The 26,488-nt window shown below is 67.3% G+C and carries 26 protein-coding genes, 1 tRNA gene and 1 pseudogene; 17 read left to right on the top strand and 11 right to left on the bottom strand.

The window, feature by feature from the left end:
* Nucleotides 1–79 precede the first annotated feature (79 nt).
* Nucleotides 80–463 (bottom strand): 50S ribosomal protein L21, encoded by a 384-nt coding sequence (rplU, locus tag QX073_RS29760; RefSeq protein WP_315750653.1) that lies wholly within the window; start codon nucleotides 461–463, stop codon nucleotides 80–82.
* A 359-nt stretch (nucleotides 464–822) separates the two neighbouring features.
* On the opposite strand from rplU, the gene QX073_RS29755 reads away from it, so the two are divergent.
* The 5 genes from QX073_RS29755 to QX073_RS29735 all read left to right on the top strand — a co-directional run bounded on the left by QX073_RS29755 (nucleotide 823) and on the right by QX073_RS29735 (nucleotide 5,293).
* The gene (locus QX073_RS29755) at nucleotides 823–1,962 is read left to right on the top strand and encodes an ROK family protein (protein WP_315750655.1); all 1,140 of its coding nucleotides are present in this window, start codon (nucleotides 823–825) and stop codon (nucleotides 1,960–1,962) included.
* Between the two features lie 472 nt (nucleotides 1,963–2,434).
* Complete coding sequence (locus QX073_RS29750; RefSeq protein WP_410052400.1) at nucleotides 2,435–3,094, top strand: outer membrane protein; 660 nt, start codon at nucleotides 2,435–2,437, stop codon at nucleotides 3,092–3,094.
* Nucleotides 3,095–3,327: 233 nt separating this feature from the next.
* Nucleotides 3,328–3,417: transfer RNA gene (locus QX073_RS29745), tRNA-Ser, on the top strand.
* A 49-nt stretch (nucleotides 3,418–3,466) separates the two neighbouring features.
* Entirely contained in the window at nucleotides 3,467–4,225 is a 759-nt protein-coding gene (locus tag QX073_RS29740; RefSeq protein WP_316186407.1) for a DUF2786 domain-containing protein, read from the top strand.
* A 165-nt stretch (nucleotides 4,226–4,390) separates the two neighbouring features.
* A complete protein-coding gene (locus QX073_RS29735; RefSeq protein ID WP_316226810.1) occupies nucleotides 4,391–5,293 on the top strand; it encodes an HNH endonuclease in 903 nt (300 codons plus the stop codon).
* A gap of 177 nt (nucleotides 5,294–5,470) precedes the next feature.
* On the opposite strand, the gene QX073_RS29730 is transcribed toward QX073_RS29735, so the two are convergent.
* Nucleotides 5,471–6,079, bottom strand: a complete 609-nt coding sequence (locus QX073_RS29730; RefSeq protein ID WP_315716186.1) for a hypothetical protein — start codon at nucleotides 6,077–6,079, stop codon at nucleotides 5,471–5,473.
* 190 nt (nucleotides 6,080–6,269) lie between these two features.
* Here QX073_RS29730 and QX073_RS29725 point away from each other — a divergent pair, with 190 nt between their 5' ends.
* Nucleotides 6,270–6,605, top strand: a complete 336-nt coding sequence (locus tag QX073_RS29725) for an MmcQ/YjbR family DNA-binding protein (protein ID WP_315750658.1) — start codon at nucleotides 6,270–6,272, stop codon at nucleotides 6,603–6,605.
* A 41-nt stretch (nucleotides 6,606–6,646) separates the two neighbouring features.
* Here QX073_RS29725 and QX073_RS29720 read toward each other — a convergent pair whose 3' ends face one another.
* Nucleotides 6,647–7,681 carry a hypothetical protein gene (locus tag QX073_RS29720; protein WP_316226809.1) on the bottom strand — a complete coding sequence of 345 codons (1,035 nt, stop codon included), beginning with the start codon at nucleotides 7,679–7,681 and terminating at the stop codon, nucleotides 6,647–6,649.
* Between the two features lie 502 nt (nucleotides 7,682–8,183).
* Here QX073_RS29720 and QX073_RS29710 point away from each other — a divergent pair.
* The 3 genes and pseudogenes from QX073_RS29710 to QX073_RS29700 all read left to right on the top strand — a co-directional run bounded on the left by QX073_RS29710 (nucleotide 8,184) and on the right by QX073_RS29700 (nucleotide 12,355).
* Nucleotides 8,184–8,680: pseudogene (locus QX073_RS29710) on the top strand (YchJ family protein).
* Between the two features lie 396 nt (nucleotides 8,681–9,076).
* Nucleotides 9,077–10,585, top strand: a complete 1,509-nt coding sequence (locus tag QX073_RS29705; protein ID WP_315750661.1) for a bifunctional class I SAM-dependent methyltransferase/glycosyltransferase family 2 protein — start codon at nucleotides 9,077–9,079, stop codon at nucleotides 10,583–10,585.
* A 150-nt stretch (nucleotides 10,586–10,735) separates the two neighbouring features.
* Nucleotides 10,736–12,355 (top strand): hypothetical protein, encoded by a 1,620-nt coding sequence (locus QX073_RS29700; RefSeq protein WP_315750662.1) that lies wholly within the window; start codon nucleotides 10,736–10,738, stop codon nucleotides 12,353–12,355.
* Here QX073_RS29700 and QX073_RS29695 read toward each other — a convergent pair.
* From QX073_RS29695 to QX073_RS29680, 4 genes are read right to left on the bottom strand one after another with little or no spacing between them, the layout of a single operon-like run.
* Nucleotides 12,295–12,825, bottom strand: a complete 531-nt coding sequence (locus QX073_RS29695) for a DoxX family protein (protein ID WP_409977912.1) — start codon at nucleotides 12,823–12,825, stop codon at nucleotides 12,295–12,297. The genes QX073_RS29700 and QX073_RS29695 overlap by 61 nt on opposite strands.
* Nucleotides 12,825–13,607 (bottom strand): DNA-binding domain-containing protein, encoded by a 783-nt coding sequence (locus tag QX073_RS29690; protein ID WP_315750664.1) that lies wholly within the window; start codon nucleotides 13,605–13,607, stop codon nucleotides 12,825–12,827. Before QX073_RS29690 ends, QX073_RS29695 begins: the two co-directional genes overlap by 1 nt.
* Complete coding sequence (locus QX073_RS29685; RefSeq protein WP_315750666.1) at nucleotides 13,594–14,514, bottom strand: DUF692 domain-containing protein; 921 nt, start codon at nucleotides 14,512–14,514, stop codon at nucleotides 13,594–13,596. Before QX073_RS29685 ends, QX073_RS29690 begins: the two co-directional genes overlap by 14 nt.
* A 39-nt stretch (nucleotides 14,515–14,553) precedes the next feature.
* Complete coding sequence (locus tag QX073_RS29680) at nucleotides 14,554–14,859, bottom strand: DUF2282 domain-containing protein (protein ID WP_315715966.1); 306 nt, start codon at nucleotides 14,857–14,859, stop codon at nucleotides 14,554–14,556.
* A 288-nt stretch (nucleotides 14,860–15,147) separates the two neighbouring features.
* Between QX073_RS29680 and QX073_RS29675 the strand changes: the two genes are divergently transcribed.
* Nucleotides 15,148–17,244: an adenylate/guanylate cyclase domain-containing protein gene (locus QX073_RS29675; protein WP_316226807.1), complete on the top strand. Its 2,097-nt coding sequence runs from the start codon at nucleotides 15,148–15,150 to the stop codon at nucleotides 17,242–17,244.
* A 14-nt stretch (nucleotides 17,245–17,258) separates the two neighbouring features.
* On the opposite strand, the gene QX073_RS29670 is transcribed toward QX073_RS29675, so the two are convergent.
* Nucleotides 17,259–17,996 carry a GntR family transcriptional regulator gene (locus tag QX073_RS29670; protein WP_315715968.1) on the bottom strand — a complete coding sequence of 246 codons (738 nt, stop codon included), beginning with the start codon at nucleotides 17,994–17,996 and terminating at the stop codon, nucleotides 17,259–17,261.
* 198 nt (nucleotides 17,997–18,194) lie between these two features.
* On the opposite strand from QX073_RS29670, the gene QX073_RS29665 reads away from it, so the two are divergent.
* Genes QX073_RS29665 through QX073_RS29645 form a run of 5 tightly spaced genes read left to right on the top strand, consistent with a single transcriptional unit; the run spans nucleotide 18,195 to nucleotide 22,872 of the window.
* Nucleotides 18,195–19,229, top strand: coding sequence for an extracellular solute-binding protein (locus QX073_RS29665; RefSeq protein ID WP_315715969.1), 1,035 nt, complete (start codon nucleotides 18,195–18,197; stop codon nucleotides 19,227–19,229).
* The gene (locus QX073_RS29660; RefSeq protein ID WP_315715970.1) at nucleotides 19,226–20,296 is read left to right on the top strand and encodes an ABC transporter ATP-binding protein; all 1,071 of its coding nucleotides are present in this window, start codon (nucleotides 19,226–19,228) and stop codon (nucleotides 20,294–20,296) included. The genes QX073_RS29665 and QX073_RS29660 overlap by 4 nt, the downstream gene beginning before the upstream one ends.
* Before the next feature lie 2 nt (nucleotides 20,297–20,298).
* Nucleotides 20,299–21,165: an ABC transporter permease gene (locus QX073_RS29655; RefSeq protein WP_316195912.1), complete on the top strand. Its 867-nt coding sequence runs from the start codon at nucleotides 20,299–20,301 to the stop codon at nucleotides 21,163–21,165.
* Complete coding sequence (locus tag QX073_RS29650; RefSeq protein ID WP_315729342.1) at nucleotides 21,165–21,962, top strand: ABC transporter permease; 798 nt, start codon at nucleotides 21,165–21,167, stop codon at nucleotides 21,960–21,962. The genes QX073_RS29655 and QX073_RS29650 overlap by 1 nt, the downstream gene beginning before the upstream one ends.
* A 4-nt stretch (nucleotides 21,963–21,966) precedes the next feature.
* Nucleotides 21,967–22,872, top strand: coding sequence for a polysaccharide deacetylase family protein (locus QX073_RS29645; RefSeq protein ID WP_315715973.1), 906 nt, complete (start codon nucleotides 21,967–21,969; stop codon nucleotides 22,870–22,872).
* A 6-nt stretch (nucleotides 22,873–22,878) separates the two neighbouring features.
* Here the strand turns inward: QX073_RS29645 and QX073_RS29640 are convergent, their stop codons facing one another.
* A complete protein-coding gene (locus QX073_RS29640; RefSeq protein WP_315715974.1) occupies nucleotides 22,879–23,034 on the bottom strand; it encodes a hypothetical protein in 156 nt (51 codons plus the stop codon).
* Nucleotides 23,035–23,072: 38 nt separating this feature from the next.
* Here QX073_RS29640 and QX073_RS29635 point away from each other — a divergent pair, with 38 nt between their 5' ends.
* A complete protein-coding gene (locus QX073_RS29635; RefSeq protein ID WP_315825798.1) occupies nucleotides 23,073–23,957 on the top strand; it encodes an NAD-dependent protein deacetylase in 885 nt (294 codons plus the stop codon).
* A 124-nt stretch (nucleotides 23,958–24,081) separates the two neighbouring features.
* Here QX073_RS29635 and QX073_RS29630 read toward each other — a convergent pair whose 3' ends face one another.
* Nucleotides 24,082–24,255, bottom strand: a complete 174-nt coding sequence (locus tag QX073_RS29630) for a hypothetical protein (protein ID WP_315715975.1) — start codon at nucleotides 24,253–24,255, stop codon at nucleotides 24,082–24,084.
* 186 nt (nucleotides 24,256–24,441) lie between these two features.
* On the opposite strand from QX073_RS29630, the gene QX073_RS29625 reads away from it, so the two are divergent.
* Complete coding sequence (locus QX073_RS29625; protein WP_315750682.1) at nucleotides 24,442–24,687, top strand: hypothetical protein; 246 nt, start codon at nucleotides 24,442–24,444, stop codon at nucleotides 24,685–24,687.
* 61 nt (nucleotides 24,688–24,748) lie between these two features.
* Here QX073_RS29625 and QX073_RS29620 read toward each other — a convergent pair whose 3' ends face one another.
* Nucleotides 24,749–26,053, bottom strand: a complete 1,305-nt coding sequence (locus tag QX073_RS29620; protein WP_316226806.1) for a sorbosone dehydrogenase family protein — start codon at nucleotides 26,051–26,053, stop codon at nucleotides 24,749–24,751.
* Nucleotides 26,054–26,488: the final 435 nt, after the last annotated feature.

Raw genomic sequence — 26,488 nt, 5'->3', positions numbered from 1 at the left:
TTTGCAACCTGCGCGGACGAAAAATCCACGCGCGATGAGGTTCAAGCCGGTGCGGCGCGCGAGGCGCGCGCCGGCACGCTTACTCGGCGGCGTCGGCCGCCGGGGCCTCCGCCTTGACCTTCTTCGGGCGCGGGCCCTTGGTCGGCTTGGCGTTGTCGGTCAGGATCTCCGAGACGCGGATCAAGGTCAGCTCGTCCCGGTAGCCGCGCTTGCGGCGCGAATTCTTGCGGCGGCGCTTCTTGAACGCGATCACCTTGGGGCCGCGCTTGTGGTCCAGCACCTCGACGGCCACGGACGCGCCGGCCACCGCGGGGATGCCCAGCATCGGCGTATCACCGCCGACCACCAGCACCTCGTTCAGCTGCACGATCGTTCCGGGCTCACCGTCGATCTTGCCAATCTCGAGCACATCATCCGGGGCGACGCGGTATTGCTTGCCGCCGGTCTTGATGACTGCGAACATCGTTCTCATCCTTCGTGTTCGATCCCGGCCTCAGAGCGCGATGGCCCCGGGTCGGCTTCTTGTTCAGTCGTTATGGTTCATGTGGTCCGGCCCGATTGGAGCCGGAAGTCGCGCCCGAGGCTTTGGGGCCTCGAGAAAGGGCACAACGACAAACGGCGCAGGAACGCCCGCGCCGGTCGATCGGGCGCTTATAGCGGCGTGAGCCGGCGAGTCAAGGTGAATGGCCGGTTGCCGCTCGGACGGGATGCCCGGGCCCCGCCGACCCCCGGCCGCTATTCGCTCGACCCGGCGCACCGGACCCGCAACCAACTGTTCCCTCCGCCGTTGTCCGGGCCCAATGCACAACAGGGCAGGATCGCATGGCCGACGACGTCATGACCACCACGGGCATCGCCCGCCACGGCGCCGCGCGGCTGCCGACGGTCGAGATCGACAGCTTCAACATCGAGCTCAAGGACGAGGACGGCTTCCTCGGCGACCGCGCCTCCAAGGGCGCCTTTCGCAAGATCCTGGAGCGCTGGCGCAAGCCGTTGCGCAAATCCGGCAAGGATCCGTTCGGGGACGAGGACAGCGAGACCATCAGCAAGAAGGCGCTGGACGCCATCCTGGTCGGCGACGACACCGAGGCCTCGGCCGTGGTGCACTCCGCGATCGAGGAATTCGCCCAGGAGCTCGCCCACGTCACCCGGCGCTTCCTGCGCACCAAGGCCTGGGCCAAGACCGAATGCATCGTGGTCGGCGGCGGCTTTCGCGACTCTCGCCTCGGCGAGCTCGCGATCGCGCGCACCGAGATCATCCTCAAGGACGAGGGTTTTGGCGTCGAGCTGGAGCCGATCCGCTACCATCCCGACGATGCCGGCTTGATCGGCGCACTGCATCTGGCGCCGTCCTGGATCTTCGAGGCCCATGACAGCATCCTGGCGGTCGATATCGGCGGCACCAACATCCGCTGCGGCGTGGTCGAGACCGCGCGCAAGAAGGCCCCGGACCTGTCGAAAGCGTCGGTGTGGAAGTCCGATCTCTGGCGCCATGCCGATGACGAACCCACGCGGGAAGGTGCGGTCAAGCGACTCGCCAAGATGCTGAAGGAGCTGATCGAGGAGGCGGACGCCGAGGGCCTGCGGCTGGCGCCCTTCATCGGCATCGCTTGTCCCGGCGTCATCAACGAGGACGGCTCGATCGAGAAGGGCGCACAGAACTTGCCGGGCAATTGGGAGAGCAGCAAGTTCAACCTGCCGGCCAGCCTGGTCGAGGCGATCCCGATGATCGGTGATCACGACACCGCGGTGCTGATGCACAATGACGGCGTCGTGCAGGGCCTCTCCGAGGTGCCGTTCATGCAGGAGTTCGAGCGCTGGGGCGTGCTGACCATCGGCACCGGCCTGGGCAATGCCCGCTTTACCAACCGCCGCAAGGAGAACGGCCGCAGGGACAGGGACGACAAGGCCAAGGAGGACAAGGCCGACGACAAGAAGGCGGCCAAGAAGAAGAAGGATTGAGCATTGGCGCGGCCGCACCGTGTCTCTCGGCGGTCCGGAGGGGGGGTGCATGCTGCGCTGCAGCATGGCGCCTTCGCGCTCCCGGACGTGCGGAAAACCGCCGTACAACCAGTCGGATGGCCTGGAACCCGGTAACCTTGACTGGTTAGGTTAAGGAACGGTTCGCATTGCGATGCACGCGCAGATGGCTCAGGGTCGCCGGCGTCGCTCAGGCCGGCCGGATTGACCCCCGTCTCTTCCGTCGGTTTCCCCAAGATGTAGCGACACGGGACCGCCGGTATGTGTCAGCGTACGGCGGTCCCACCTTTGTCTCCTGGCCTCCGTCGCCAGCCGCCGCGTCCGCAACGGCAGGAGAAATCGTCGTCGGTATCAATCAAGTCCATTTACAAACCGTCTAGTCGGTTTATTAATGGACATCCCAAATGGGGTGGGATTTGACGGCGCAATCTCGCGCCGGGTGGAGTGTGAGGACATGATGATCAGACGGGCGAGAGGCTGGATGGCTGCGGTGGCGGCGGCGACGCTGGGCCTCGGCGGGGCAGAGGCAGCCGACCTGGCGGCGACCACCTACAAGGCGCCGGCCTATGCCGCCGCACCAGCACCGTTTTCCTGGACCGGCTTCTATGCCGGCGCCAATGTCGGCGGCGCCTTCACCGGAAACGACTCCTTCACGAACGCCGCCGGCGCCAATGGCGGTAAGCTGTCCGGCGTGATCGGCGGCCTGCAGGCCGGCTACAACTACCAGATCTCGCCGATGTTCGTGGTCGGCATCGAGAACGATCTCGAATTCACCGGCCTCTCGCGCAAGGCCGATCTCGTCAATCCGGCCGTCAGCATGCCCTGGCTCACCTACGGCCGCGCGCGCGCCGGCATCGCGGTGCTCGACCAGCGCCTGTGGCTGTATGGTACGGCGGGTCTTGCGGCCGGCGAGTTGAAGGACGGGCCGACCCACAAGATGAAGATGGGCTGGACCGCGGGCGGCGGCGCCGAATGGGCGTTCCTGCCGAAATGGTCGGCCAAGCTCGAATACCTCTACACCGACCTCAAGCACGACGACCTGCCGGACTGGCGAGCGGCCAAGATTCACTCCGTGCGGGTCGGCTTGAACTACCATTTCGACCTGTTCCGCTGACGAGCGCGGCGCAGACCAGCGGGTTCGAAGGCCCGCGTCAGTCCGGGGCCTTCGGAGCGCGGGGCCGAGCGGTGTAGCCGTTCAGCCGCCGCGTGCGGTCCGCTTCCCCGAGCGGATCGCAATGGCGCGCGCATGCGCGAGCCCCGGGAAAATTTCGACCGGCTGCCTTGTCACCCCCCGCATCGTGCCCTAGAACGACGCCCGACCCGGGGGCTCGCCCCTGATTTGCGCCTGGAGAGGTGGCAGAGTGGTTGAATGCACCGCACTCGAAATGCGGCATAGGTGCAAGCCTATCGGGGGTTCGAATCCCTCCCTCTCCGCCAGTTCCTCCCTCGGCCACCTCCCGGCGGGGCTTGTCATGGGCCTTGAGCGGTGAGCCAGACGTTCGATCCTGCCGCTTCCGATCCTGTTGCGCTCGACAAGCTGAAATCCCGCATTCAGGCGCTGCGCGCCAAGACCATCGCCAATGGCTGCACCGAGGACGAGGCGCTGTCCGCGGCCGCCAAGGTCGCCGAACTGCTCGATCGCCACGACCTGTCGCTGTCCGACCTCGAGCTGCGGGCGTCGGCGTGCGAGCGCAAGGTCTATGAGACCCATCGCAAGAAGCGCATTCCGCTCGATGACTGCATCGGCGCGATCGCGCATTTCTGCGATTGCCGGGTCTGGCGCGAGAAGAATCCGGCCGGCGAAGCGAGCTATGTGTTCTTCGGTCTCCCCGCGGATGTCGAGGTTGCGCACTACCTGGCGGAGCTGATCGACACCGCCGTGCGCGCCGAACTCGGCCGCTACAAGACCTCGGCCGAGTACCGCCGGTTCCGGCACCAGGACCGGCATCTCGCCAATGCCTCCTTCGCCCTCGGCATGGTGGTGTCGATCGCCGACCGCCTGGTGGCGATGAAGGCGGCCCGGGATCAGATCAACCAGAGCAGCGGCCGCGGGCTGGTCGTGCTCAAGACCTCGGTGGTCGATGCCGAGTTCGACAAGCTCGATCTGAAGCTGCGGTCGGCGCGCAGCACGAGCCGGATGGTGTCGACGGCGGCCTATGAAGCGGGAGGTGCCGCCGGCACCACGCTCGCGATCAGTCCGGGCGTGAGCGGCGCGCCACCGCCAGGTAGTTCGAAGCGAGGCTGACGGACGCCTGGTTCGACGTCGGCTATGGGTCCTTCAAGCACGGCCCAAGCCGGTTGCGGCGTCGTGCATCGACGTCCAGCGTCGTACTCCTAAGTACAGCGACACGGCGATCTCGGCTGGCTACGACATTTGCTTCCATCCGAGTCGCTCAGTTAAGCTGCCTGCATGAGCTACCGCGTCTTCATGCATCGGACTGATTCGATCTACGACGATAGTCCGGCGGAGCAGTACCAATTTCCCAAACAATATCTCGGCCGCGCGCAGGGCAGCGTCGGAGATTGGATTGTCTACTTAGAGCCGACGAAAGTGCTGGGAACGCGCGGCTATTTCGCGATCGCTCGGGTCGAGCGGATCATTCCAGATCCGAAGGCGCCCGATATGTATCTCGCGCTCATTCAGCCCGGCTCATACCTCGAATTCGTCAGTCCGGTTCCCTTCAGCGAGCAGAACGGCCCGATCGAGCGGGGCCTGCTCAACGAGACGGGCAAGCTCTCGGGCCGGGCGCAGGCGGCTGTGCGGCCGATTTCGCCGGAGGACTTTCAGCGTATCATCGAGCGCGGTCTGGATGATCGAGACGCCCTGTTGCCGCGTATGCCGGAGACCGGCCACCCCCTTAATGGGTTTGAAGAGGATCAAACGCCATTGGTGTCGGAGCAGCTCCGCGATCGCATCCAGCGTCTGACGTCGCGTATCGCCCGAGATCGCCTGTTCCGCAAGATCGTACTGCGAGCCTATGGCGAACGTTGCGCCATCACCGGGCTGAAACTGATCAACGGCGGCGGACGTGCCGAAGTGAATGCGGCCCATATTCGCCCTGTCGAGGCCAACGGTCCCGACCTCGTGCAAAACGGGCTGGCCTTGTCGGGAACGGTCCATTGGATGTTCGACCGAGGATTGATCAGCCTTGACGATGATCTCGCCATCCTGGTCTCTCGGCACGTCAACGACATCGCTCGTATCCGTGGCTTCGTCAATCAGTCCGGGGTTGCCTTCGCTCCGGACCGCGCCCGAGATCGACCGCACCCGCACTTTCTGCAATGGCATCGCCGCCATTGCTTCAAGCAGTGACTCGATCAGGGAGTGAGTCCGAGCGGCGCTGTCCGCTCGCGCTGGTAGGCTTGCCCTGGGGGCGGTGCTGCGGCTTCCCTCGACCCCGTCACATTTCGTCCATCCGTTGACTGCGGGGCGCGTCGCGTTTCGCGACGCCGCCCCATGATGGATCGCGGCGTTCTGGCCGTACCGCCCTCAGCTCTTCCCGCCCGGCCCCTTCAACGCATTCCAAGCTGCCTGATTGGCCTGATCGAACGCCTTGCGGGATTCGCTCAGGGCGGCGCTGAGCACCGACCAGGATTCGCTGCCTGTCTGTTTCAGTTTCTCGAGATGGGCGCCGGCCTCTGCCGCGTCGGATTTGAGCTGCTTCAGCACGGCGTCCAGATCGGTGGTGCCGACCGTCGTCACCTTGGTCGCCGCCTCGCGAAACCTGTCAGCCGACTCCCGCCATGCCGTCGCCTGCGCGGCGGCGATGTCCTTGAAGGTCGCCTGCTGCTGGGCGGCCTGCTTGCCGGCGGCGTCGAAATAGGCCTTCATCTGCGCCTCGAATCCAGCCCAATGCGCGTCCAGCTCGGTCTTCGCGCTGGCCATCGCGGCTTCGCCGGCCGCTGCTTGCGTCTTGAGCAGGGCTTCGAGGTCGCTGCGGCGCTTCTTCAAGTCCGCCATGATCTCCTCGGTCTTCACCTTGGATGCTGCTTCGACCTCGGCTGCCTTGACCCCCAGCGACTCCAGCGCGGCATCCATCTCGTGGAGGCGCTCCCTGGCCCAGTTCAGGTAGACCTGCATCGTGCTCTGTGCCGGCATGGCTGCTCTCCTCTGATCCATCCTGCGACAAGCCATATAGAAACGAGGTCGTATAGTTTTGACCTGCATCAAGGCCCCGGGATGCCGGGGCTTCACGTTTGCGTGCAGGGCGCGACGTCCGCCGTATGGCGGACCGCCATGGCCGGTGCTAGTCCTATCGTTCGAATACGATCACACGAGGCGCGTCGAGATGACCGGTGACGAATTTCGTGCTCTCGCCCTGTCGTTCGCCGGAACGACCGCGGCGCCTCACTTCGATCGCACCGCGTTCAAGCTGCACCGGACCTTCGCGACCCTCGCCGCCGATGGCGCATCCGCCAACGTCCTGCTCACGCCCGACGAGCAGGAGCACCATGCCGGCCTGCAGCCCGGCGTGTTTCGCCGGGTCCCGAACAAATGGGGTGATCAGGGCTGGACCACCGTGTCGCTCGCCGATGTCGACGCCGCTCGCCTGCGCAGCGTGCTCGAGAGCGCGTGGCGCGCCGCGCATCGTCCGCAGCGTTCACGCGGCCGCAGCAAGCGCTGATCCGACCCCGGCGAGACAATCGCCGGCGGCGACAAGAACTCTCATACCCTCCGCCCGACCATCAGCAGGATGCCGCCGATCTGCGGCAGCAGCGCCAGCAGGATCAGGCGGAGCATGACGAAGTCGTCGGCGGAGGGCTTCACCACGCCGCGCGACACCCACGCCATCAGCTTGATCGTGGCCTCGGTTTGCGGATCGGCGGTCTGGCTGACCGTGGACATCGCCGCGTCCAGCGCCAGGCGACGCTCGGCGACCGCAGCCTCGCGCTCCCGACAGAACTTGCCGACGCCGCCCTTGCACTCGCGGTCGCGCGCGGTCATTGCATCCGCGAGCGCCGTCTGCGCGGCCTGCACCGCGGGCGTCACGCGCGAGGCGCGCGCCAAGGTGACGTCGCTGATGTTGGTGGAGGCGAAGCCGATGCCGGCGGTGACCGCGAACACGAAGGTCATCAGCCACACCGTCCAGCCGGTCAGTGCCGAGGCGCGGTGGCGCGCCTGCCACAGCCGTGCGGCGCAGGTCGGCATCACCAGCGCGACGAGGTCGGCGGTGACGCCGACCGCCAGAAACATGTAGCCCGCGGTGCTGTTCGAGCCGAGCGAGTGTGCGAACCAGCCGTTCATGGCCATGCCGACCGCGGCCAGCGCCAGTGCGGCCAGCTGCAGCAGGACCGACGAGGCGGTGATGCCAGCGCGCGCGGGCTTTGCCGGCGTGATCGGCGCGGCGGCCGGCACGACCTCGCCTTCGGTCGCGGCCGACGCTTCGCGCGGCGGTATCGTGGCCGGCGGCGCTGCGGCCGGGATCGCCGCGGCCGCCGCGCTGGCAGCCGCCCCCGTGCGGGACGCCTCGGCAACGGCCGGAGCTTTCGGCGGCTCGTTCACGTAGTCCAGGAAATCCGGCATGATCAGCGTCTCGGACGCGAGCATCTCGTCGTCGAGCGCCGCCATCTTGGCCTTCTCGGCCTTGTCGGCTCGGGGCCGCGGGCGTGGCTTGACGACCTTGGCGCGCTTCGGACGCGGCTTGGCCGTCTTCGGCTGCTGCCAGGGAATGATGGATGCGACTACGGACTCATCAGCCATCGGGGCTGCTCCAATCGGTGGTGATGGGCGCGACGCTGCGTTTGCACGCAGCGCTGACCGCGCCGGCATCGGGTGCACGTCTGATCGGGAATCGGGCAGCGGCCCGCCTCGAAGCGGGCCTTCGTTCTTGCGGCCGGGCTGGCGTCGCGCGAAGAAATCGTTGGCGTCTCACGCGCCCTGATCCGCCGATGATGCGGAGGGCTTGCGGTCACAAGCGCCACGTAATGAGGCGGCGCCCGGAAGGTTCTGGTCCGCGCGGGGCCGGGCCGGTCAGCCGTGCGCCCAACACCCTTGTTCTTAACCAATGGTTAACACGGATTCGCCGGTTTCGAAACCACGCTAGGCCGTCGTCGGGATGTCAGCTCGCCGGCAACGGAGAACTGCGTCTTTGCGGTCACAACCGGAGGTGACGAGCTCTTTGTTCGATGCGCGAACGCAGGGTGCCGCGCGCTGGTCAACGGGCTATGGTGGGATCTCGGAAAAGGAGCTCTGTCGTCGTCTCATGCAATGTCCGTGCGGATCAGGTCTTCCCTATGATCGCTGCTGCGGTCCCTATCTCGATGGTGACGATCAGCCGCCGACCGCCGAGGCGCTGATGCGCTCGCGCTATACGGCCTATACGCGCGGGACATTCGCTATGTCGAAACGACGCTCGCCGCCGACCGGCGCGGTGCGTTCGATGCGGTAGCCGCGAAGGATTGGGCGACACGCGCCACATGGCTCGGCCTGCGCATCGTCTCGTCGGTCCGCGGCCAGCCCGGCGACGCCGACGGCGTCGTCAGCTTCGTCGCCAGCTATCGCGAGGCCGGCAAGACCATCGAGCACCACGAGGTCTCGCAGTTCCGCCGCGACGCCGACGGTGCCTGGCGCTTCGTCGAGGGTGACGCGCGAGCCGTCGTCACGGAGCCGAAGCGTGCGGCTGCCACCGCGAAGGTCGGCCGCAATGATCCATGCCCGTGCGCTAGCGGCAAGAAATACAAGTTCTGCTGCGGGCGGTGAGCGCAGCGGCATTTCTCGATCGCGGTGCGTCGCTGTGTTGATAGGAGGGGGGAGCCGCGACGGCGGGCTCGTCAGGTGCATCCGTGCCCCGCGAAGGCAGGCGCGCGGCACTCAAGCCGTTGGTGCCGGCGCCAATCTGGCAACGACGGTCCAGCGTCGCCGGTCTTCCCGCGCCGGCATAGTTGCGAGCGCGAATGAGATGCAAAGATCGGACGCATGCGGCGCGAACGATCGCGGCGGCTTCATTGTGGCTGGCCGATGTCTGCTCGTTTCCGTCGCGCGTCAGAGCGAGGGGGCCACGATGCCGACAGAGCGGAGGACTTCTCTGCCGCCGCCTTGACTCCGCCCAACCGGGCTGGCCTAGAAGGACGTAGTTCCTAACAGGGGTGGTATCAGGTGGCGGAGTTGGACGAGCAGGTCCGGCAGGACGAATGCGAGCGGTCGCAGGTTGCCGCAACCCCGTCGTCGGCAACGAAGGCGCTGTCACCGCGCAAGGCGGCCATCCTCGACCATGCCAACGATTTCGCCGATGCGCGCGCCGGCTGGCGCGACAAGGCGGCGTTCTTTCACAGCGAGGACGAGTGCTATCTGCGCTTCCTGATCCCGCCGGGCAGCCGCGTGCTCGAGATCGGCTGCGGCCTCGGCGATACCCTGGCATCGCTCGCGCCGTCCTACGGCGTCGGCATCGACTTCAGCGAAAAGCAGATCAAGATCGCCCGCAGCCGGCATCCTGAGCTGACCTTCATTCTGGGCGACGCGGAGGATCCGGCCACGCTCGCCGCCGCCACCGGCCCGTTCGATGTCATTCTGGTGCTCGACACCATCGGTTCGCTCGACGACTGCCAGCAGTTCATCGAGCAATTGCACCCGCTGTGCACGCGCGAGACGCGACTCGTCATCGGCTACTTCTCGCACCTCTGGTATCCGCTGCTGAAGGCTGCGGAAGCACTGGGCCTGCGGATGCCGCAGCCGGAGCAGAACGTGCTGTCGCCAGCCGACCTGCGCAGCCTGGCGCACCTGGCCGATTTCGATCCCGTCAAATCAGAGCAGCGTGTGCTCTCGCCGCTGCGGCTCTACGGCTTCGGCCGTTTCGCCAACCGCTTTCTCAGCGTGCTGCCGGGCCTGCGCGCGCTGGCGCTGCGGCACTATCTGGTGTCGCGTTCGCTGCGCTGCGTGAGCGACGACGTCCGCTCGGCCACCGTCGTCATCCCCGCGCGCAACGAGCGCGGCAACATTGAGCCGGCGGTCCGGCGCATCGCGGCGTTCTGCAACGACGTCGAGATCATCTTCGTCGAGGGCCACAGCCAGGACGGTACCTATGAGGAGATGGAGCGGGTGCGCGCGGCATTCCCCGATCACGACATCAAGCTGATGCGACAGCCCGGCAAGGGCAAGGCCGACGCGGTGTTCACCGCGTTCGACGCCGCGCGCGGCGACGTGCTGATGATCCTCGATGCCGACCTCACCATGCCGCCGGAGCAACTGCCGAAATTCTTCGAGGCGCTGCGTTCCGGCAAGGGCGAGTTCATCAACGGCTCGCGCCTGGTCTATCCGATGGACGAGGGCGCGATGCGGTTCCTCAACCTCATCGCCAACAAGACCTTCTCCTATCTGTTCTCGTGGCTCCTGAACCAGCGCTACACCGATACGCTCTGCGGCACCAAGGTGCTCCGCCGCAGCGACTATGTCAGGCTCAAGGCCGGCAAGGCCTATTTCGGCGATTTCGATCCGTTCGGCGATTTCGACCTGATCTTCGGCGCCTCCAAGCTGAACCTGAAATCGATCGACCTGCCGATCCGCTACGCCGCGCGCAGCTATGGCGAAACCCAGATCTCCCGCTTCCGCCACGGCTGGATGCTGCTGAAGATGGTCGTGTTCGCGTTCTTCAAGATCAAGGCGATCTGAGATGGCCGCTGTCTACGCCGTCGAGCCTGACCAAGCGGTGCGTGGATCGGTTGCCCATCTTCCCACATCGTCATGGCCGGGCCTGACCCGGCCATCGACGTCTTCTTTCGTCGATGAGGGCCGACATGGATGCGTGGGACAAGCCTGCGCATGACGGAGAAAGCGGTACCGAAAGCATCGGCTCCCTTTCCCGACGCCCTCGACCGCCTGACGCGCTTCGGCTGGCGCGGCGGGGTCGCGGTCGCGCTGCTGCTGTCGCTCGTGTCGTTCCTGACCGCCGGCTATTTCACCGTCTATTGGCGCAATGCCGACATGGACTTCATGGTGATCTACAATGCGCTCGCCATGAACGATGGCGGCGCACAGGCCTTCTTCGATCACCCGGCCTATCTCACCATCCTCTCGGTCGAGACCTGGTTCGCGCTGCTGCATCGGCTCGGCCTGCTCGACGCCTGGACATTGTCGGCGATCCCCGCCGATCGCGCCGCCTTCGATGTCGCGATGACCGGCGCCGTCCATGCCGGACGCGTCGCCGCGCTGCTGACGGCCGCCGGCATCATCCTCGCCTTTGCTTGGGCCGCGCGCCGGCTGGTGTCGGATTGGCGCATCGCCATGCTCGCCGTCACCGCCTTCGCCTTCTCCGGCGGCGTGCAGATGCATCTGCGCATCCTGCGCAGCGAGATGATCGCGGCGTCGTTCTGCATCCTCGCGCTGATGATCCTGATCGCGGTCGCGCGCCGCGCCAGCCTGACGCGGCCGCTCGCCGTCGGACTCGCCGCGCTGCTCTGCATGCTCGGTCTGGAGAACAAGGTGCATGCGATCCTGCTGATCGCCACCATTCCCGTGCTGGTGTTGCCGTTCGGGACGGCGACGAGCGCAAGCGTGGCGTTCTGGCAAAGCTCGCGCGCATGGGCGGCCGTCATGGTCGCCGCCGTGGCGGCGATCATCGCCGCGATCGCCGCCTGGCCGCTGGTCGCCGCCGGCTTCGACCCCGTCAATGCGACGGCTGCCGGCCTCAAGCCGATGCTGCTCGGCCGCTTCGGCCTCTATCAGTTCGCGCTGCTCGGCGTGGTCGCGGTCTGCCTGGCCGCCTTCGCGTGGTTATGGCGTGTGAGCGCGGCCGAGACCGTCGCGGCGCTGCTGGCGGTGGTGGCCAGCGCAAGCCTCGGCCTGCTGGCACTGAAGTTGAGCTACAACATCAACGATGTCGTGATCGTGCTCAATCCGCTCGAGAAGATGATCACCTATGTCGACGCGCCAGAGGCCGCCGGCAGCCTGGGCGGTGCGATCGGCCTGTTGCTGTCCGGCGTCTTCGGGGTCATCCGGCGCTACACCTTCGTGCTGCAATCGTCGGCCCGCCCCGCCGTGTTCCTGACCTGGTTGATCATCCCCGGCATTGTCATGGCCTGGCGCCGCGGTGAGCGGCAGGCGGCCATCCAAGCCGTCCTCCTGATGCTGGCGGCCATCGGCATCGACACGCTCGGCGTCCGCCGCGGGCTGAAGGTCGAGTACTTCGTCTTCACCGATCCCCTGATCATCATCGCCGGCATGGTCCTGCTCGATCGTCTGTCGGACCTGCGCTTTTCCCGCTTCGCCTATCCGATCGGCGCGGTGCTGCTCGCGCTCCATGTCGGCATCAGCCAGGCCGAGCCGGTCAAGATGGCGCTCAAGCGCAAGGGGCCCGAGGAGGTCTGCGAGTGGCGCGGCTACTACATGCCACGGCTCGTGCTGCCCTGGTGCGCGCCGCCGAACAGCCCGCCGAGGATGTGATCGAGCGAGATCTTTCCACCGCCATGGGCAATGAGGCCCAGCGCCATCGCGGCCCAGGTCAGATGGATCGGCCAGCCGTCGGGCACCGTGAGCTCGACGATGCATGTCATGAACAGCAGGCCGAGTGCCGCGAAGCGGGTACCGAGGCCGAGAATGAGCAGGACGGGGAAGGTGACCTCGCCGCAGCCCGACAGGAACGCCATCACCGTCGGCATGGGAAAGTGGTATGGCCCGCCAGGCAGATGCAGCATGAACTCGTCGCTGAACAGCGTCACGGCGGTGTCGCTCAGCCTGAGAAAGCCGTCCCATTTGAGAATGCCCGAGCGCCAGAACGGCACCGCCAGCGCAATGCGAGTGACGAGCTGGACTAGGGTGAGCGGGGTCGCGCTCTGCAGCAGCCGAACGGTCTGGCCGACGAGGGAAGGCAGCGACAGTGTCGCGGTCGGCGCCATGGAGTGGTCCGTCGTCATCATGCGTCCTCGAAACTGATGTCCGTGAAGGCGCCGGCCTCGATCAGGCCGGCAATGTTGGTGGCGAGATCGAACTCCGGCGCTGCCTCGAACGCGGCTTCCGCGGCCACGCCGAGCGGCTGCCGCGTGATCAGCAGGCTTGCGAAGATCGCGCCGCCCCGCGGCAGGTGGCGCACGGCGACGTCGAACGCGGGCCGCGTGATCAGCGCGTCCTCCGGGACCGAGCCGTCGATGCGCGGCACCGGCGCATCGCCGCGATTGGCCGAGAAGATCGTCACCGCCGCGAAATCCGAGCGCACGATGCGGGTGGCGGGATGAACGGCGAAGCGCAGCTCGGGCAACCGCTCGGGCGGCACCGTCGCCAGCGTGGCGCCGTCGAGCGGCGCGGCGTCTGCCGCGTGATAGGCGTCGAGCCAGGCCCGCTCGATCTGTGCGACGTCCGTCAGGAACGGCATCGTCCGAGCGTGCTCGTAAGCTGCGATGAAAGCGGGGAAGTCGCGTCCATAGTCGACGAGCAGCGGCGACGTCGGCGGCGTTTCGCGTACATGCGCCCGCGCCATCGCGCGGAAGAAGTCGGGACCGGTGATGCGCTGCACCGCCGGATAGATCGCGACGAGCGACTCGATCAGGCTGACCGTGACGTTGTTGCGGTAGACGTTGAACCGGCGCCCGGCCGCCTTGGCCAGCGGACCCCTGACGGCGACAGGCGTCGCGCGATCCGGCGTCAGCAGCGCCGCGGCGAACTGAGCGGCATAGTCGGACATATGCTCAGGCTGCGGCATCGCGCACCTCCTGCAAGCAGTTGGGGGCGTGGTCATCGAGAATCGTCTGCGCGGCCGCGGCCTCTGCCTTCAGCACGGGCCAGTCCGGAATGTTGCTGTCCCATTCGATCAGCGTCGGCACCGGACCGTTGCGCGCGATCACGCTGGCGAACAGTGCCCACACATCGTAGGCGACGGGGCCGTCATGGCTGTCGATCAGCAGCGGCTCGCCTTCATCGTCGGCCTGCACGGCGTGACCGGCGAGATGGATCTCGCCGACAGCGGCGAGCGGAACGTCGGCCAGATAGTCCTGTGGCGAGAAGCCATGATTGATCGCTGAGACGAACACGTTGTTGAGGTCGAGCAGGAGCCCGCAGCCGGTGCGGCGGACGATGGCGCGGATGAAGTCGGTCTCGCTCATCGTCGAGTCGTGAAAGGCGACGTAGGTCGACGGATTTTCCAGCAGGATCGGCCGGCGGATCGCGCTCTGCACCTCATCGATATGGTCGCAGACCCGTGCCAGCGTGGCGGCCGTGTAGGGCAATGGCAGCAGGTCGTTGAAAAACGTCGTATCGTGCGTCGACCATGCAAGATGCTCGGAGACGAGGCTCGGCTGATAGCGGGCGACGAGCTTGCGGAAGCGCGCGAGGTGGTCGCGATCGAGCGGCTGCGGGCCGCCGATCGACATGCAGACGCCGTGGATCGACAGCGGATGATCCCTGCGGATCGCCTCGAGCTGATGGTGTGGCGGACCGCCGGCGCCCATGTAGTTCTCGGCATGGACCTCGAAGAAGCCGCGCCGCGGCGCCTCGGCCAGGATGGCGGCCAGGTGCGACGGCTTGAAGCTGGTCCCGGCGACGCCGCCGAGAGGTGGCGGAAAGCGAAGCGGCATGGTGGGGCCCGGTGCAGGGGGGGCATCGGTGCGCATGCTGCGTCTCCGCTTTCCGCTTGGGGTGAACGAGAGCGATCAGATCGGCTTGAGCGAGCCCTTGCGGCCGCCGGGGACGTCGATGCTGGTGCAGGTGCCGCCCTGGACGAATTTCCACGCGTTGCCCTGGAAGTCGATCGTTGAGGTACCCTGGCAGGTCGTGCCGGGACCGGCGGCGCAATCGTTCTGGCCCTTCAGGGCAACGCCGAAGCATTTCTCCTTCTTGGCGGCCATTGCGGCTTCCGCTTCGGCCTTGGTCAGTGGCCCGGCCATTGCGAGGCTTGCGAGCGCGGTGCTGACGGCGCCGGCGAGCGCCAGCGTGGTGACGGTTCTCTTGGCGGACATGACGATTCCTCTCGTGTTCTGCGTCGCTCGCTTGGCGACGCGCATCTCTCCTTCGCCCGCCGCCACGACAATGTTACGCGGCGACTCCGCTCACGACCCTGTGAGCGGTATTGCGTGCTTGGGAGCTGCCCTAGTCGAGCGCAAGCCGACTCGAAGTGCCAATGCTTTGCAGGCATCATCGACTTAGCCGGCCGGCATTGGCGGCTCACGCCATCGGAGCGCAGTCTGGCGGCTCCCGGTCGCGCGCCGCCCCGCGCGCCGCTCGGTCCGATCGGAGATCCACCTGCGATGATGGCGAGCGCAAAGAGCCGAGTGCCGCGCCGAGGCGCCGCCGACGAGCGGTTGACCGTCAGCATCCGCTTCGCCGTGTCGGCCCTGGTGCTGACCGCGATCCTGCTGACGGCCCTTGCCTCGAGTCTGTTGTGGTGGCGCACCTCGGAGGCGATCAGCCGTCAGCTCGCGAGCACCGTCAACGCGCAGATCGCGAGCGCCGTGCGCAAGGAGGTGAGCGCGATCGTCAGCGAGGCGCGCGCCGCGCACACCGCCATCCGCACGCTGTTCCTGCAGAACGTGCTCGACACCCGCGAGGCGGACAAGCGCGAATTCGTGTTCCTGTCGCAGCTGCAGTCGCAGGCGACGATCTCATCGGCGGCGTTCGGCTGGCCCGACGGCTCGTTCTTCGCCGCCCACAAGCTCGGCGACCGGCGCCTGGAGATGATGGAGATCTCGCTGACCGATCATCCCGGCCAGCGCCGCGTCGATGAATACGACGTCGTGCCCGGCGACATCGAGTTCGCGGCACGCCGCTTCGAGCCGACCCGTTTCAAGGTCGCCGACCAGCCCTGGTTCAAGGAGAGCCTCGCTGCGGACGAACCGCGCTGGTTCAGCGTCGATCATCATCCGAGCGGAGACCGCCCGGCGATCGCGCTGGCCGGCCCGATCGATGTCTATCAGGAGCGGCAGGGCGTGCTCGCCATCATCATCGAGCACGCGCGCATCTCGCGCTTTCTCGCCCAGCTTCAGGTCGGCCGCACCGGCAGCGCCTTCATCCTGGCGCTTGATGGCGGCGTGGTCGCGGCGCCCGACGAGACCGCCGACGAGGTCAATGCCGGGCAGGGCCGCCAGCCGCTGCTGCCGATCGCGCAGCAGGCGATGCGGTCCTCGCGCGAAGGCGACGAGGCCTGGCGCGGGCGCGTGCTATCGGGCGACGGCGCCTTCGAGGTCGCGCGCACGGCGCTGCCGTTTCCCGGCTGGTCGCTGGTCACGGTGATTCCGGAAGCGGAGTTTCTCGGTCCGGTCGACGCGGCGCTGCGGCGCGTGATCATCGGTCTCGGCATCGGCGCCGTGCTCGCGGCGCTGGCCTCCGCCGCGCTGGCGCGTGCCGTCATCGCCGCCCCGCTCGGGCGTGTGGTGGCCGAACTGCGTCACGTCGAGGCCTTCGCGCTCGAGCAGGTGCGACGTCATCCCTCGCGGCTTCGCGAGATCGCGAGCCTGTCCGGCGCCATTCATGACATGGCCGGCGGGCTGTCGTCATTCGGCAAGTTCATTCCCGCTGATCTCGTCCGGCAATTGCTGCGGCAGGGCGTCGACGCCAGGCCGGGCGGCCATGTCCAGGAGCTCAGCGTGATGTTCATCGACATCGCCGGCTTCACCGGGTTGTCGGAGCGCATGGGCGACCGTGTCGTGCCGCTGCTGTCGCGCTATCTCGACCTGATCTCGACCGTCATCGTCGACCACGGCGGCACCATCGACAAGTTCATCGGCGATGCGGTGATGGCGTTCTGGGGCGCGCCGGCCGCGCAGCCGGATCATGCGGTTCTGTGCTGCCGCGCCGCGCTGGCGTGCCGAGACGCGGTGGAGGCCAGCGGCCTGTGCGACGATGACGGCCGGCCGCTCGCCATCCGCATCGGCATCAACTCCGGCCCCATGCTGGTCGGCAACATCGGCTCCGAGGTGCGTCTCAACTATACGGTGATCGGCGATGCCGTGAACGTCGCGAGCCGGCTGGAGGGCGCCAACAAGAGCTACGGCACCGATATCCTGATCGGCGAGGGCACCGCGCGGCTGGCGGGCGATGCGTTTCTCACCCGCGAGATCGACCGCATCGCCGTCTATGGCCGCGAAGAGGGCCTGCGCGTCCACGAGCTGGTCGGGCTTGCGGAGAATGTCGCCGCGCAGGACGTGCGCTGGATCGCACACTACGCGTGCGGACTTCAGGACTATCGCGCGCAGCACTTCGAGGCAGCCATCGCGGCGTTTGAAGCAGTCCTCGCGCTCAAGCCCGGCGATCGCGCCGCCGAGGTCATGATCACGCGCTGCAGGCCCCTGGCAGGCACGCGGGCGGATCATCATTGGCATCCGGTGACGGCGCTGACGACGAAGTAACGTGGCCGGTCCGACTAAGCCGACCGCAGCTTGCCGCGCAGCGGCCGCCGTCCGGCGAACACGGCGGCGAGATCCTGAGACGGCGTCGCCGCATCGTCGTCGAGCCGCAGCCGGCCCTCGACATGCAGGAAGTGCTCTCGCGACACCGCGATCGCGCGCAGCAGGTCGCGGTCGCGCAGCGCGTCGACGATCGCGCCGTGCTCGTCGACCGCGCAGATCGACTGCGCCGCCGGCTCGTATACCGACACCATCACCGAGGAGCGGCTGAGCAGATCGGCGAGCATGCGCGACAGCTCGGGATTGCCGATGGAGTCGACGAGATGGACGTGGAAGGCGCCAGACAGCCGCACCGACGTCGCGCGATCGCCGCGCTGCGCGGCGGCGCGCTCCTCGGCCAGATGCGCATCGAGCCGTGCGAGCAGGAGATCATCGACCCGCAGCACCAGCTGGCTGAGCACGCCGGCCTCGAGTACGCGATGTGCCTCATAAACCCGTCTGATATCATCGAGCGTCGGCCGCGGCACCCGCGCGCCACGGTTCGGGATCATCTCCAGCCGCCGCTCGGCGCCGAGCCGGTGAAGAACTTTTCGGATGCGCTCGCGCGAGACACCGAAGAGCGCGGCGAGCGGCGTCTCGGCGAGCTTGGTGCCGGCCTTGAGCTTGCCCTCCAGCAGCGCGCGCAGGATGGCCTGGTACACCGCCTCGTCCTCGGCGGGATTGGCCTTCCCGATTCGCTGCGCTCGCATCGCCATGAGGTTTTAGCTAGGCCCAAAGGCGCGGCACGTCACCTCCAAAAAATGTGCACATTCTGTCCGCGGCCGGGCGCGCTGCGGATCGAGACATAGCCCGGAACGCTGATCTCATTGATGAATCAAGAATGTGCACATTTGGCACGGCGCTTGCTAATCGCGGGTGACACGCCACGCGACAGCTCACACGGGATCCTCGTCATGCACCCCTTCTCCCGACGCAGCCTTCTGAAGACCAGTGCGGCCTTCGCCGCCACGCTCGCCGCGCCAGCCCTGGTGCGCGCCGCCCCGAAAGAGATCGTGATCGGCGGCCCGGCCGGCGCCGCCAAATATTTCAACTCCGACCTGTTTCCGGTGCTGGAGAAGAAGCTCGACTGCAAGGTGCTCTATGAGGGCACCAACTCGCTGACCAATCTGCAGAAGATGCAGGCCGACAAGGCGAGCCCGAAGATCTCGGTGGTGATCATGGACGACCCGGTGATGCTGCCGGCCGCGGCCGAAGGGCTGATCACCAAGATGTCGGCGTCGGCGATTCCCAATCTCGGCAAGCTGGTCGACGACGCCGTGCACCAGGACGGCATGTGGGCCAATTACCAGAAGCCGTGGGTGGGCATCGCCTATTCCACCAGGCGCATGAAGACGCCGCCCGTCAGTTGGGCCGAGCTGTGGGACGCGAAATACGACTCCAAGATCGTCGTGCCGTCGCTGTCCAACACCGAAGGGTTCTGGACGCTGCTCGCCGCCGCGCATCTCGAGACCGGCAAGCCCTACAAGGAGGCGCAGTACGAAATCGACGCCGGCTTCAAGAAGATCAAGAGCCTGAAGGCCAATCTGCTGAACGTCTATACCAACGCACCGCAGGCCATCAATCTGCTGGAGCAGGGCGAGGCCTGGATGATCGGCGGCCAGTTCTCGGCCTACACGCTGATCCGGAAAGCGGACGGCTCGCCGGTCGATCTCGCAATCCCGAGGGATGGCGGCTTCTCGATGCCGTCGGGCATCGCCAAGGTGAGCGGCGCGCCGGCCGGCGACCTCGCCGACGCCGCGATCGACTTCTATCTCAGCCCGGAGGCGCAGAGCATCCTCGCCAAGACGGCGTTCATCGCGCCGACCAATCAGGCCACGCCGCTGCCGGCCGGTTATCCCGATCCCGCGACATTGTTCGCGCCCGACTGGGCCTTCATCGCGAAGAACCGCGCCGGCTGGGTCGATCGCTGGAGCAAGGAGATGACATGAGCGCCGCTCCGCATCTCGTCATCAGCGGGGTCTCGAAGCGGTTTGGCGCGGCGACCGTGCTCGATCGCGTCGATCTCACGATCCGCCGCGGCGAGCTGGTGACCCTGCTCGGCCCATCCGGCTGCGGCAAGACCACCTTGCTGCGTGCGATCGCCGGCCTCGCGCCGCCCGACACCGGGACGATCGCGCTCGCCGGGCGCGACGTCACCCATGTGCCGCCGCACCGGCGCAATGTCGGCGTCGTGTTCCAGAGCTATGCGCTGTTTCCGCATCTCACCGTCGCCGGCAACGTCGCCTTCGGACTGAAGGTGCGCGGCACGCCCAAGGCCGAGACCGACCGCGCGGTCGAGCGCGCGCTCGCGCTGGTCAAGCTCAGCCATCTCGGCGGCCGCCGCATCTCGGCGCTGTCGGGCGGCCAGCAGCAGCGCGTCGCGCTGGCGCGGGCGATCGCGGTCGAGCCGGACGTGCTGCTGTTCGACGAGGCGCTGTCGGCGCTCGATCGCAAGCTGCGCGAGGAGATGCAGGTCGAGCTGCGCCGCCTGCTGCAGGAGGTCAAGGCGACCGCGATCTTCGTCACTCATGACCAGGACGAGGCGCTGACGATGTCGGACCGGGTTGCGGTCATGAACAAGGGCCGCATCGAGCAGCTCGCCGAGCCGCGCGAGCTGTATGCCCGGCCGGCCAGCCTGTTCGCGCTCAACTTCGTCGGGCTGTCGACGCGCATCGCCGGCCAGGTGGTCGGCGCGCAGGACGGCACTGTGGAGGTGGTGACGCCGGTCGGCCGCCTGTCGGCGCGCGGCGCGTTCCAGCCGGGCGCCTCGGTGATCGTGGCGACGCGGCCGGAGCAGTTGCGGCTGGGCGCTGGTGACGGTGCCAACTCCGCGGCCGGCCGAGTTCGGTCGGTCGTGTTCCAGGGCTCGCGGACCCTGGTGGACGTCGATGCCGGCGCTGGCGCGAGCCTGCTCGCCGAGCTCTCGGGCCGCGAGGCCGAGCTGCCGCGCGTGCATGACGAGGTCCGCTTCGCCTGGCCCGTCGCCGAGACCTTCGCCTTCGCCGCCGAGACCTGACCATGACCGACGCCGTGCTATCAGCACCGATCGTCAAGCCCGCGCCGGATCGCGACAGGCTCGCCGCCTTCGGCTTCGTCGCGCCATCGCTGCTGATCATCGCGCTGGTGTTCGTGCTGCCGCTGGCGCTGCTCCTCGGCGTCAGCGTGCTCGACCCCAAGGGCGGCGTCACCTCGGCGCATTACGTCCGGTTGCTCGGCACGCCCTATTATCTCGGAATCATCTGGAACTCGCTGCGGCTCGGCCTGCTGACGACCCTGATCGCCTTCCTCATCTCCTATCCCGCGGCGTTCGCGCTGGCGCGTGCGCGCGGCCCACTGCGCTCGATCCTGCTGGCGACCTTGTTCCTGCCGCTCGCCGCCTCCGTCATCGTCAAGGCGTTCGCCTGGACCATCCTGCTGCGCAGCGACGGCCTCATCAACACGGTGCTGATCGCAGTCGGGATCATCGAGGATCCGATCCGCATGATCTTCACCCAGACCGCGCTGATCGTCGGCGCCGTCAATATCTTCCTGCCGTTCATGGCGCTGCCGATCTACGCGGTGGTGGCGCAGCTGGACGGGCGCTATGCGGAAGCCGCCGCGACGCTCGGCGCCTCGCCGCTGGTCGTGTTCTTCCGCGTCATCCTGCCGCTGACCCTGCCGGGCATCATCGCCGGCGTCGCCCTGGTGTTCTCGCTGTCGGTGTCGGCCTATGTGGTGCCGACGCTGCTGATCGGCGAGAAATATCCGACGCTCGCCACCACCATCGCCAAGGCTTATCTCCTGGCGCGCGAGCCCGGCTTCGGCGCCGCCGCCGGCGTGGTGCTGCTGGCGATCGCCGTCATCGTCGTCGCGCTCAGCGCGATGCTGTCGCGCGAGCCCAAATGATGTCGCGCCTTGCCATCATCATCTGCTGGGCGCTCGCGGTCGGGCTCGCATTGTTCCTGCTGCTGCCGCTGGTCGTGATCGCCGCGGCAAGCTTCTCGCCGACGCCGGTGTTCGACCTGCCGCTGTCAGGCGCATCGCTGCGCTGGTATGGCCGCATCGGCCGGCTCGACGGTTTCTGGCCGTCGCTGTCGCTGTCGCTGCAGATCGCCGTGCTGTCGACCGCGCTGTCGCTGGTCGCCGGCACGCTCGCCGCCATCGCCATCGCGCGCGGCAGGCTGCCCGGCGCCACCGCGCTGGGCACGCTGCTGGTGTCGCCCCTGATGATGCCCGGCCTCGTGCTCGGCATCGCGCTGCTGCAATATTTCCGCATGGTCGGCTTCACCGCGACCTGGAGCGCGCTGCTGGTGGCGCATCTCGTGGTGACGCTGCCTTACGTCGCGCGCACCATGATCGCCGGGCTCTCCCGCTTCGACTTCACCTTGATCGAGGCGGCGCGCACGCTCGGCTGCACCTATGCCGGCAGCGTGCTCAGGGTGATGGTGCCGGCTTTGGCGCCGTCGTTCCTGATCGCAGGGCTGTTCAGCCTGCTGGCCTCGTTCGACAACTATCCGGTCTCGATCTTCCTGACGGATGTGCGTTCCAAGACGCTGCCGATCCGCATGCTGCAATATATCGAGGAGGCGCCCGATCCGACGTTGGCCGCGCTCTCCACCCTCATTCTTGCCGGCACCCTGGTGCTGCTGCTGATCAGCGATCGCCTGGTCGGCCTGCACCGCATGGCCGGAACCGCGGATTGACACGATGACCTCACAGCCTGCCTTCCGCCGCGATCTCACGGGCTATGCCGGCAGGCCGCCGCATCCGCGTTGGCCCCACGACGCACGCGTCGCGGTGTCGCTGGTGGTGAATTTCGAGGAGGGCTCTGAATTCTCGATGTGCGACGGCGATACGAGCAACGAGGCGATCTACGAGGTCGTGCACCGGCTCGACGGCCCCGACCCCTGCATCGACAGCCATTTCGAATACGGCACGCGGGCGGCGTGGTGGCGCATCATGGACCTGTTCGACAGCCATGGCGTCAAGGTCACCGTCAGCGCCTGCGGCCGCGCGGTGGAGCGTTCGCCGGAGCTCGCCCGCGATGCCGTGGCGCGCGACCATGAGATCTCTGCGCATGGCTGGCGCTGGCAGAGCCACGCCGGCATGGGCGAGACCGAGGAGCGCCGCGTGATCGCGCGCACGGTGGAGACGATCCAGCGCGTCACCGGCAGGCCGCCGTTGGGATGGCACACGCGCTCGGCGAGCTCGCCCAACACGCGGCGGCTGCTGGTCGAGCAGGGCGGCTTCCTCTACGACAGCGACGCCTACAATGACGACCTGCCGTATTATGTCGCCGTCGCCGGCCGCCCGCATCTGGTGCTGCCTTACGCCTTCGACAGCAACGACATGCAGTTCTTCAACGGCTCGCGCTTCCGCGGCGCGGACTTCGCCGACTACGTCATCGACGCCTTCGACTGGCTGGTGCGCGAGGGCGCGACGGCGCCGAAGATGCTGTCGATCGGGCTACATCTGCGCATGATCGGCCGCCCCGGCCGGATCGGCGCGCTCGACCGCATCCTCAATCACATCACAGGCAACGGTGCGGCGTGGATCGCGCCGCGCGCCGACATCGCCCGGCACTGGCTGGCGACGGTGCCGCCGGAATCCTGAGCGCGGTCAATCGTCGTTGGCGATGTCCTCGTCGGTCAGCGGCACCTCGATGGTGCCGCCCTCGCCGGTCGCGAGGTCGCGCTCGTCATCGATCGGCTCGCCATCCCGTTCGTCCGCGTCGAGCGGCCACAATCCGCGATCATGCCCGTTGCGTGGTGTCATGGCAGGTCCTCCCGCCGGGATAAGACCGGGCGTGCGCAATGGTTCATGCGATCCGGCCGGGGTGTGGCGGACTGGCGCAGGCCGGTTCCGGCGACTACATCTGCGCCATGGCCGATCCCACCGCGCTGAAATCCTTTCTCGATAATCACCACCGCATCGTCGTGCTCACCGGCGCCGGCTGCAGCACCAACTCCGGCATTCCCGACTATCGCGACACCGACGGGCAGTGGAAGCGCACGCCGCCGGTGACCTATCAGGCCTTCGTCGGCAGCGACGATACGCGCCGCCGCTATTGGGCGCGCAGCATGGTCGGCTGGCGGCGGTTCGGCCGCGCCCAGCCGAACGGCGCGCATCATGCGCTGGCGCGGCTGGAGGCGCAGGGCAAGAGCTCGCTGCTGGTGACGCAGAATGTCGACCGGCTGCACCAGGCCGCCGGGACCAACAACGTCATCGATCTGCACGGCCGGCTCGATCGCGTCCGCTGCCTGGGATGCGGCGCCGTGCTGTCGCGGGCCGACTTTCAGGACGAACTGGCCGGCGCCAATCCGCGCTGGCTGGCGCATGATGCGGCCGCCGCGCCCGATGGCGATGCCGATCTCGACGGCGTCGATTTCGCGGACTTCAATGTGCCGGCCTGTCGCGCCTGCGGCGGCATCCTCAAGCCCGACGTCGTGTTCTTCGGCGAAACCGTCCCGCGCGAGGTCGTCGCCACCGCGCGCGAGCATGTCGAGCAGGCCGACGCCATGCTCGTCGTCGGCACCTCGCTGATGGTCTATTCCGGCTTCCGCTTCGTCCGCGCCGCCGCGGACCGCAACATCCCCATCGCCGCCGTCAATCTCGGCCGCACCCGCGCGGATGACCTCTTGTCGCTGAAGGTGGAAGCGCCGTGCGACGAGGCGCTGGCGTTTCTGCTGGAGGAGTAGGGCGGGCCGCCCTCTCTCCGCCGTCATGGCCGGGCTTGACCCGGCCATCCATCTCCTCGGTGCTTCAGAAGATGGATGGCCGGGTCAAGCCCGGGCATGACGAAAAACTAAAATGGTGTCCGCCTCACCGCGACTGCGGTTTCTCGCGGTTCTCGATGCGGTCCTTGTTGTTGACCTGCTCGTTCTCCGGCTTGCCGACCTCGACCGTCTTGCCAGCCTGGTTGCCTGGATTGTAGTGGAACTTGCCTTCGTGATGCTCGCCCGGCTGCTTCTGCTCGGGATTGACGTTGTCGGCCATGAAACTCTCCTGTCGCTGTGCCGGACAACGTCGCGGGCGTGATGCTTGTTCCGCGGCCGAGCGCCGCGGCGCCGTTCATGCGGCATCACCCCTCTCTGTGCGGACCATCACGGAAGCAGCGCGCCCTGACCGTCATGATCCTCGCATGGGCTGCAGGGGCAGCCGCAAGCAACGAGGGACAAGGTCATGACTTCCAGCATTCGTCTTTTCGCCGCCGCCATCGTCGCCGGCGCGGGCCTGCTCGCATCCGCATCGACATCGCCGGCGTCTGCCGGCTGGGAATGGCTGGGAAACAAGAACTACATCAACTGCCTGCAACTGTTCGCGAGCGGCAACTTCCTGATGCCGGCAAACGCCACCCCGGCCCAGCGCGCGGCCAAGCACGAAGCCGGCCGCCGCTACTGCAACCGCCAGTACTACGGCCACGATTGAAGATGACAGTTGCAGGCACGATCGAGGCCGCGCGCCGCCTCGATCGTCGCAGCCTGCTGCCTCACGCGCCCGTCACGCGCCAGATGCAGCTGCCGACGTCGTCGGCCACCAGCAGCGAGCCGTCCGGGCCGAGCGTCACGCCGACCGGGCGGCCGTAGGAGAAGCTCTCGTCGGGCGCCAGGAAGCCGGAGAGAATGTCGCGCGCCGGGCCGGACGGCTTGCCGTTCTCGAACGGGATGAACACGACCTTGTAGCCGGACAGCTTGCTGCGGTTCCACGAGCCGTGCTGGCCGATCACCATGCCCTGGGGGAAGCCGGGCAGGGTGCCCGCGGGCAGCCAGCACAGGCCGAGCGAGGCGGTGTGGCCGCCGAGCGCGTAGTCCGGCGTCAGCGCGGTCGCGACCAGGGCCGGATCCTGCGGCACGCGGTCGTCGACCGTCCTGCCCCAGTAGCAATAGGGCCAGCCATAGAAGCCGCCCTCGCGCACCGAGGTGAGGTAATCCGGCGGCGTCTCGTCGCCGAGCCCGTCGCGCTCGTTGACGACGGTCCACAGCACCTTCGTCGACGGCTCGAACGCCAGCCCCACCGCATTGCGCAGGCCTGATGCGAAGATGCGGCTCGCGCCGCTTGCGATGTCCAGCTCATAGATGCAGGCGCGGCCCTCCTCGACCTCGAAGCCAAGTTCGGCGATGTTGGTGAGCGAGCCGACGCCGGCATAGACCTTGCTGCCGTCGGGGCTGACCAGCAGGCTGCGCGTCCAGTGTCCGCCCGGCTTGAACGTGGTGAGACGCTTGCCCTGCGCGGTGATGCGCTCGGCGCCCGCGCTGTACGGGAAGGCGACGATGCCGTCGGTGTTGCCGACATAGAAGGTGTCGCGGACCAGCGCCATGCCGAACGGCTGGCTGAGATTCTCCATGAAGGCGTTGCGGCGCTCGGCCTTTCCGTCGCCGTCGGCATCGACCAGCCTTGTGATGCGGTTGGCGCTGACGCCCAGCGCTGCGGCGCGGCGCATCGTCGCCTGCATCGCATAGCCGAACATGTTGCGCACCGGGCTCGGAATCTGCGTCGCCTCGGCGATCAGCACCGACTTGTCCGGCATCACATAGATCCAGCGCGGATGATCGAGCCCGGTGGCGAACGCATTCACCTTCAGCCCCGCCGCCGCCACCGGCTTTTCGCCGTCGCGCCAGCCGCGCGCCGTCGGCATCTTCAAGGTCGGCAGCAGGCCCTGCGGCTTCGCCAGGGGAATCTGCGGCTGCGCGCCCCAGGCCGGCTGCGGCGTCTCCCCCTGCAATTTGCGCCACTGCAGCGCCGCATTGCCAACCAGCGCGACACCGCGCGCAACGATCGAGGAGAGGGTTGTCATGGGAGTCCTGTGAGGGCTTTGATGCAAATGGGATCTGATGGGCGAGGGACCATCGAGCGATGGCAAAGGGCCAATCTGTTATGATCTACCACGCCCACCGTGACAATTGCATGGGTCGCGGATCGGGGCTGCGGAACCCGGGGCTTTCACCTGGCACGCATTCACGTATCAGAGCCAACCTCCGGCGGCGTCTGGCATGCGGGGCGCTGCGGTTGATCGTGCAGTGCCGATCGGCAATTGGCGTGGCTTGGTCAAGCCCAACTATATCGGCGCCATTGCTCGCAACGAAATGGGTCGTTGCGACGCTGAAGCGCGCAGATCGGTTGCCCGTCATGCCGGGCTTGTTCCGGGCATCCACGTCTCTCCCCGACGAACGACGAGGATGGCCGGGACGAGCTCGGCCATGACGATGAGGAAAGAGACAGGCACGATCTT

The organism is Bradyrhizobium sp. SZCCHNS3052, from assembly GCF_032484495.1.
Classification (GTDB): domain Bacteria; phylum Pseudomonadota; class Alphaproteobacteria; order Rhizobiales; family Xanthobacteraceae; genus Bradyrhizobium.
Note: the sequence above shows the minus strand (reverse complement) of the source record. Positions and strands in the feature narration are given on the sequence as shown.

Excerpts from the sequence above, each read along its gene's own strand:
- rplU (WP_315750653.1), bottom strand. The coding sequence starts at position 463 with ATGTTCGCAGTCATCAAGACCGGCGGCAAGCAATACCGCGTCGCCCCG.
- QX073_RS29755 (WP_315750655.1), top strand. The coding sequence starts at position 823 with ATGGCCGACGACGTCATGACCACCACGGGCATCGCCCGCCACGGCGCC.
- QX073_RS29750 (WP_410052400.1), top strand. The coding sequence starts at position 2,435 with ATGATGATCAGACGGGCGAGAGGCTGGATGGCTGCGGTGGCGGCGGCG.
- QX073_RS29735 (WP_316226810.1), top strand. The coding sequence starts at position 4,391 with ATGAGCTACCGCGTCTTCATGCATCGGACTGATTCGATCTACGACGAT.
- QX073_RS29730 (WP_315716186.1), bottom strand. The coding sequence starts at position 6,079 with ATGCCGGCACAGAGCACGATGCAGGTCTACCTGAACTGGGCCAGGGAG.
- QX073_RS29725 (WP_315750658.1), top strand. The coding sequence starts at position 6,270 with ATGACCGGTGACGAATTTCGTGCTCTCGCCCTGTCGTTCGCCGGAACG.
- QX073_RS29720 (WP_316226809.1), bottom strand. The coding sequence starts at position 7,681 with ATGGCTGATGAGTCCGTAGTCGCATCCATCATTCCCTGGCAGCAGCCG.
- QX073_RS29700 (WP_315750662.1), top strand. The coding sequence starts at position 10,736 with ATGACGGAGAAAGCGGTACCGAAAGCATCGGCTCCCTTTCCCGACGCC.
- QX073_RS29695 (WP_409977912.1), bottom strand. The coding sequence starts at position 12,825 with ATGACGACGGACCACTCCATGGCGCCGACCGCGACACTGTCGCTGCCT.
- QX073_RS29690 (WP_315750664.1), bottom strand. The coding sequence starts at position 13,607 with ATGCCGCAGCCTGAGCATATGTCCGACTATGCCGCTCAGTTCGCCGCG.
- QX073_RS29685 (WP_315750666.1), bottom strand. The coding sequence starts at position 14,514 with ATGCGCACCGATGCCCCCCCTGCACCGGGCCCCACCATGCCGCTTCGC.
- QX073_RS29680 (WP_315715966.1), bottom strand. The coding sequence starts at position 14,859 with ATGTCCGCCAAGAGAACCGTCACCACGCTGGCGCTCGCCGGCGCCGTC.
- QX073_RS29675 (WP_316226807.1), top strand. The coding sequence starts at position 15,148 with ATGATGGCGAGCGCAAAGAGCCGAGTGCCGCGCCGAGGCGCCGCCGAC.
- QX073_RS29670 (WP_315715968.1), bottom strand. The coding sequence starts at position 17,996 with ATGGCGATGCGAGCGCAGCGAATCGGGAAGGCCAATCCCGCCGAGGAC.
- QX073_RS29665 (WP_315715969.1), top strand. The coding sequence starts at position 18,195 with ATGCACCCCTTCTCCCGACGCAGCCTTCTGAAGACCAGTGCGGCCTTC.
- QX073_RS29660 (WP_315715970.1), top strand. The coding sequence starts at position 19,226 with ATGAGCGCCGCTCCGCATCTCGTCATCAGCGGGGTCTCGAAGCGGTTT.
- QX073_RS29655 (WP_316195912.1), top strand. The coding sequence starts at position 20,299 with ATGACCGACGCCGTGCTATCAGCACCGATCGTCAAGCCCGCGCCGGAT.
- QX073_RS29650 (WP_315729342.1), top strand. The coding sequence starts at position 21,165 with ATGTCGCGCCTTGCCATCATCATCTGCTGGGCGCTCGCGGTCGGGCTC.
- QX073_RS29645 (WP_315715973.1), top strand. The coding sequence starts at position 21,967 with ATGACCTCACAGCCTGCCTTCCGCCGCGATCTCACGGGCTATGCCGGC.
- QX073_RS29640 (WP_315715974.1), bottom strand. The coding sequence starts at position 23,034 with ATGACACCACGCAACGGGCATGATCGCGGATTGTGGCCGCTCGACGCG.
- QX073_RS29635 (WP_315825798.1), top strand. The coding sequence starts at position 23,073 with ATGGTTCATGCGATCCGGCCGGGGTGTGGCGGACTGGCGCAGGCCGGT.
- QX073_RS29630 (WP_315715975.1), bottom strand. The coding sequence starts at position 24,255 with ATGGCCGACAACGTCAATCCCGAGCAGAAGCAGCCGGGCGAGCATCAC.
- QX073_RS29625 (WP_315750682.1), top strand. The coding sequence starts at position 24,442 with ATGACTTCCAGCATTCGTCTTTTCGCCGCCGCCATCGTCGCCGGCGCG.
- QX073_RS29620 (WP_316226806.1), bottom strand. The coding sequence starts at position 26,053 with ATGACAACCCTCTCCTCGATCGTTGCGCGCGGTGTCGCGCTGGTTGGC.